The sequence below is a fragment of the Stenotrophomonas sp. 2YAF22 genome (genome assembly GCF_052114665.1).
GTDB classification, from domain to species: Bacteria; Pseudomonadota; Gammaproteobacteria; order Xanthomonadales; family Xanthomonadaceae; genus Stenotrophomonas; species Stenotrophomonas indicatrix.
In genome coordinates, this window is the sequence record NZ_JBFRFE010000379.1 from 1 (window position 1) to 4,237 (window position 4,237).

The window sequence follows — 4,237 nt, forward strand, 5'->3', positions numbered from 1 at the left end:
GCTAGTGCTTCGTCAGCATGCCGATGTCATGCATCCAGCGTTCGGCCAGGCTGGGCCATGCCGACACCGGCGCATCTTTCAGGCGCAGGCCGAAGGCGTGGCCGCCGTGCGCGAACAGATGCATTTCAACCGGCACGCCGGCATCGATCAGTGCGCGGTGGTAGACCAATGCGTGACGGACATCGTCCGTCGGGTCATCGGCGGCCTGCACGATGAACGTCGGCGGCGCCTTTGCGTCGACCACGATGTCTTTTTCCAGCGAATCATCCTTGCGTACCCAGAGATGCCCTGGATATAGCAGCATCGCGAAATCCGGCCGGCTGGACTGCACATCGGCCGCATCCAGCGGTGCATAGCTGCGCTGCGCATACGTGCTCAACCCCGCCACCACATGGCCGCCGGCCGAGAAGCCGATCACGCCCAACCGTTGTGGATCGATCTTCCAGCGCGCGGCCTGCGCACGCAGCAGGCCCATTGCCCGCTGCGCATCCTGCAAGGCCATCGGCACGGCCGGAATATCGCGGCAGTTGCACTCCCGATCCCAGTTCGGTCCCGAGGCCGGTACGCGATACTTCAGCAGTGCGCAGGTGACGCCCTGCGCGGTCAGCCAATCGCAGATCTCGCTGCCTTCCAGGTCCATCGCCAGCACGTTGTAGCCCCCACCCGGTATCACCATCACTGCCGTGCCGTTGGGCGAGCCTTTCGCCGGGAACACGGTGAGCGTGGGCACGGCCACGTTCTGCAGCATCATCCAGCGCTCGCCACTGGCCTTGGACACGGTTTCGCTGACCTGCTCGGGGCCTTTCAGCTTCGGCGGTGTCATCACCTGCCCATCGGGCCAGAGAGGGAATTCGGTGGTACCGGCCGGCGGGTGCCAGGTGGCAGGCGCGACTGCAGATGCGGTAGATGGCAGCAGGACCATCAGCAGGAGAAATGCAAAGCAAGCGCGCATCGTCAACATCCACGTGATGGACCTGCAGTGTAGAGTCGAGTCGAGTCCGCTCGAAAGATCGCGCGCGATGCATCCACGCATGGCGTGGATCTACCGCCGCACGCGACTGCACGGCGCGACACAACAAAAAGGCCTGCATCTTGCGATGCAGGCCTCTTGAATGTGGCGCCCGAAGTTGGACTCGAACCAACGACCCCCTGATTAACAGTCAAGTGCTCTAACCGGCTGAGCTATTCGGGCAGACCGCCAGTATAACGACTCTTCACGCCCGATGGTAGGGGTGATTGGCCAACATCGCAGCTGCGCGATACAACTGCTCGGCCACCACCAGCCGCACCAGCATGTGCGGCAGCGTCAGCGGGCCGATCGACCACTTTTCGTCGGCCAGCGCAGACACTTCCGGCGAATGCCCTTCCGGGCCACCGATCAGGAACGCCAGGTCCCTGCCCTGTCCACGCCAGTGCTCCAGGCGCTGCGCCAGCTGTTCGGAACTGAGCTGGCGGCCCGGTACGTCCAGTGCAACGACATAGGCATTCTTCGGCAACGCAGCGATCACCCGCTTGCCCTCGTCCTCGGTGGCGCGACGTGCGTCGCGCCCTTTGCCACGCAGGCCGGGCTCGATCTCCACCAGCTCGAACGGCAGCCAGTGCGAGAGCCGCTTCTGGTACTCGGCAAATCCCTGCGCCACCCAACTGGGCGCGCGTTCGCCGGTGGCGATCAGGCGGGCTTTCATCAACATTCCTCCAAAACGTCGACGGCGCCATCGGCGCCGTCGAAAACTGCATCAACGAATGGCTCAGGCCACTTCGTCGTCGTCGTAGGACGGCGGCTGGTCGCCAACGGTCCACAAGCGCTCGAGCGCGTAGAACTCGCGCACGCGCGGCAGCATCACGTGCACGATGACGTCGCCCAGGTCGACCAGCACCCATTCGGCTTCACGCTCGCCTTCAACACCCAGCGGCATGACGTCGATGTTCTTGGCGAAGCGCACGACTTCGTCGGCGATGGACTTCACATGGCGGGTCGAAGTACCCGATACGACCACCATGTAGTCGGCGACGCTGGACTTGCCGCGTACGTCGATCTCGACCGGGTCCTTGGCCTTCAGGTCTTCGGTGGCTTGACGGACGCTGGCCAGCAGTTCCGGCACGGAGGGCGGCGGGCTGGGCAGATCGACCTTGATGGTCTGGGGCTGGGTCTGGTTGCTCAAAGCGGGTCGACTCGATAAACGTGGGGGCGATTATACGGGCACAGCGCGGCAACCGTATTCACGAGGTGGCGGGGCGGTACAGGCCGTGGCCAGAAACGTAGTCGGCCACCGCCGGTGCCAGCATGGCCCGCCAGGGGCCGCCCGCGGCGATCTGGGCGCGCACGGCACTGGCCGATTCCTCGCGCAGCGGGTGGTGCAGGCGCAGGATGCGGCCGGCCGGGCTGGCAAACAAGGCCTGCTCGTTGTCGGCCCAGCGCCCCTCGGTGGCCTGCCCCAGCGCGCCGTCAACACTGGCCCGCAGCGGACTGCCAGGCCGCTCGGCAACGATGAAATGGGCCAGACCGAACAGCGCCTGCCACTCATGCCAGCTGGGCAGGCCCAGCAGGCTGTCGGCCCCCACCAGCCACGCCAGCGGGCGGCTGGGGCCAAGTTCGGCCCGCAGTTCGCGCAGGGTATCGACGGTATAGGAAGGTCGGCCAGGGAAGCGCTCGGCCCGATCCAGCTCATGACGGTCCAGCAGCAGGCCCGGCTCATCGCCGATGGCCAGGCCGAGCATGGTGCAGCGTTGCTCGGCGGTCGCGCCCGGTACCGCGCGATGCGGCGGGTCGGCGGCAGGCAGCATGCGCACCGCCACCTGCAGTTCATCGCGCGCGGCGCGCGCGATCGCCAGATGGCCCAGATGCACCGGATCGAAGGTGCCCCCGTAGTAGATCCGCAGGCTCATGGATCAGGCCCGGGCGAGCAGGCGCACCGCACGCGCCTCGGCCACCGCCACCAGCAGGCGCTCAAGTGCAAGCCAGGCATCGCCGTCTGCGCGGCCCTTGGCGATGCGGTCAACCAGCCCTGCTTCGGCCACGAAACGCTCCCAGCGCTTGCCTTCCGGGTGCCGCTGCAGCGCGCGCTTGTAGGGCGCCTGCCGCGATTCCCAGATACCGCGGGATTTCATCTCCGCCGCCAGATTGCCGCCACGTGCCTGTACCCGTGCCAGGCCGGCACCGGCCAACAGCTCGCGGATCACGATCGGCATCAGCGCGGCCACGGCCTCGCCTTCGCCGCGCAACCCGGCCAGCATCCTCAGCACCGCCTGTGGCTGGCCGGAGAATGTCGCCTCCACCAGCCGGAACACGTCGTAGCGGGCAGCATCGGCCACCAGCGACTCCATCCGTTCCACGTCCAGGGTCTGGCCGTCGGCCAGCAATACGAGCTTGTCGATCTCCTGCGCAGCCGCCAGCAGGTTGCCTTCCACGCGTTCGGCCAAGCGCTGCACGGCCGCCGGTTCGGCGCGCAGGCCCCTGCTGCGCAGGCGCCGTTCGATCCAGTCCGACAGCTCATGCGGCTTGATGGCCCAGGCCACCGACAACACGCCGACGCGGTTCACCGCTTCGGCCCATTTGCCCTGGTGGGCCTTGCTCCATTCGTTGGCGGTGATCATCAGGATCACGTCCGGCGCCGGGTTGGCGCAGAACCGGCTGATCACCTCACCGCCGTCCTTGCCCGGCTTGCCACTTGGCAGGCGCACTTCCACCAGGCGGCGGGCACTGAACAGGCTGGGGGCATTGAAGCTGGCGTCGAGCTGGTTCCAGTCGAAATCACGGCCATCGGCATCGAACACTTCGCGCTCGTCGATGCCGGCCGCACGTGCACGGACACGCACGGCATCAGCCGCCTCCAGCACACGCAGCGTTTCCGGACCGGCGATCAGATAGACCGGCGCCAGCGCCGTGTCAGCGCCCTGCCCGGCCAGCTGTTCCGGTCGCAGTTCCATCAGGCGCCCGGCTCAGTGCTGGACGGCGGGTGCGGGCTCGACCGGATCGTGCTCGACCGGCTTCGGCGCCGACAGGCTGCCGCCCTTTTCCAGTTCGGCGCGGACCACGCTGTCGATGCGGCGGATGATCGAGGCCGACATTTCCCGGCGCAGTTCATCGGCCAGGATCTCGCGCTCGGTAGTGGTACCGGTAGCGTCGGTCGGCGGCGACACGTAGTCGCGCGACAGTTCGATCACCTGTTGCGGCACCAGTTCGCTGCCATCTTCGCGGCGGAAGATGAAGATCACGGCATAGCGCAGGCTGTATTCC

Annotated in this window: 6 protein-coding genes and 1 tRNA gene; all 7 read right to left on the bottom strand. The window is 66.8% G+C overall.

From position 1 onward, the window contains the following. Position 1 precedes the first annotated feature (1 nt). Positions 2-952, bottom strand: a complete 951-nt coding sequence (locus AB4Y84_RS14800) for an alpha/beta hydrolase (protein ID WP_442244102.1) — start codon at positions 950-952, stop codon at positions 2-4. A 163-nt stretch (positions 953-1,115) separates the two neighbouring features. Continuing rightward, positions 1,116-1,192, bottom strand: a tRNA-Asn gene (locus tag AB4Y84_RS14805). Between the two features lie 22 nt (positions 1,193-1,214). Beyond that, on the bottom strand, positions 1,215-1,685 hold the full coding sequence (gene rlmH, locus AB4Y84_RS14810; RefSeq protein WP_025879294.1) for a 23S rRNA (pseudouridine(1915)-N(3))-methyltransferase RlmH: 471 nt from the start codon (positions 1,683-1,685) through the stop codon (positions 1,215-1,217). Positions 1,686-1,748: 63 nt separating this feature from the next. Beyond that, a complete protein-coding gene (gene rsfS, locus AB4Y84_RS14815) occupies positions 1,749-2,162 on the bottom strand; it encodes a ribosome silencing factor (protein WP_025879295.1) in 414 nt (137 codons plus the stop codon). A 58-nt stretch (positions 2,163-2,220) separates the two neighbouring features. After that, complete coding sequence (gene nadD, locus AB4Y84_RS14820) at positions 2,221-2,886, bottom strand: nicotinate-nucleotide adenylyltransferase (protein ID WP_442244103.1); 666 nt, start codon at positions 2,884-2,886, stop codon at positions 2,221-2,223. A gap of 3 nt (positions 2,887-2,889) precedes the next feature. Then, entirely contained in the window at positions 2,890-3,927 is a 1,038-nt protein-coding gene (holA, locus tag AB4Y84_RS14825; protein WP_442244104.1) for a DNA polymerase III subunit delta, read from the bottom strand. Positions 3,928-3,939: 12 nt separating this feature from the next. After that, the coding region (locus tag AB4Y84_RS14830) for an LPS-assembly lipoprotein LptE (RefSeq protein WP_442250354.1) at positions 3,940-4,237 on the bottom strand (298 nt) is incomplete at its 5' end.

What these genes read in the sequence shown, in the direction of transcription:
- AB4Y84_RS14800 (WP_442244102.1), bottom strand. Translation starts at nt 952, where the DNA reads ATGCGCGCTTGCTTTGCATTTCTCCTGCTGATGGTCCTGCTGCCATCT.
- rlmH (WP_025879294.1), bottom strand. Translation starts at nt 1,685, where the DNA reads ATGAAAGCCCGCCTGATCGCCACCGGCGAACGCGCGCCCAGTTGGGTG.
- nadD (WP_442244103.1), bottom strand. Translation starts at nt 2,886, where the DNA reads ATGAGCCTGCGGATCTACTACGGGGGCACCTTCGATCCGGTGCATCTG.
- holA (WP_442244104.1), bottom strand. Translation starts at nt 3,927, where the DNA reads ATGGAACTGCGACCGGAACAGCTGGCCGGGCAGGGCGCTGACACGGCG.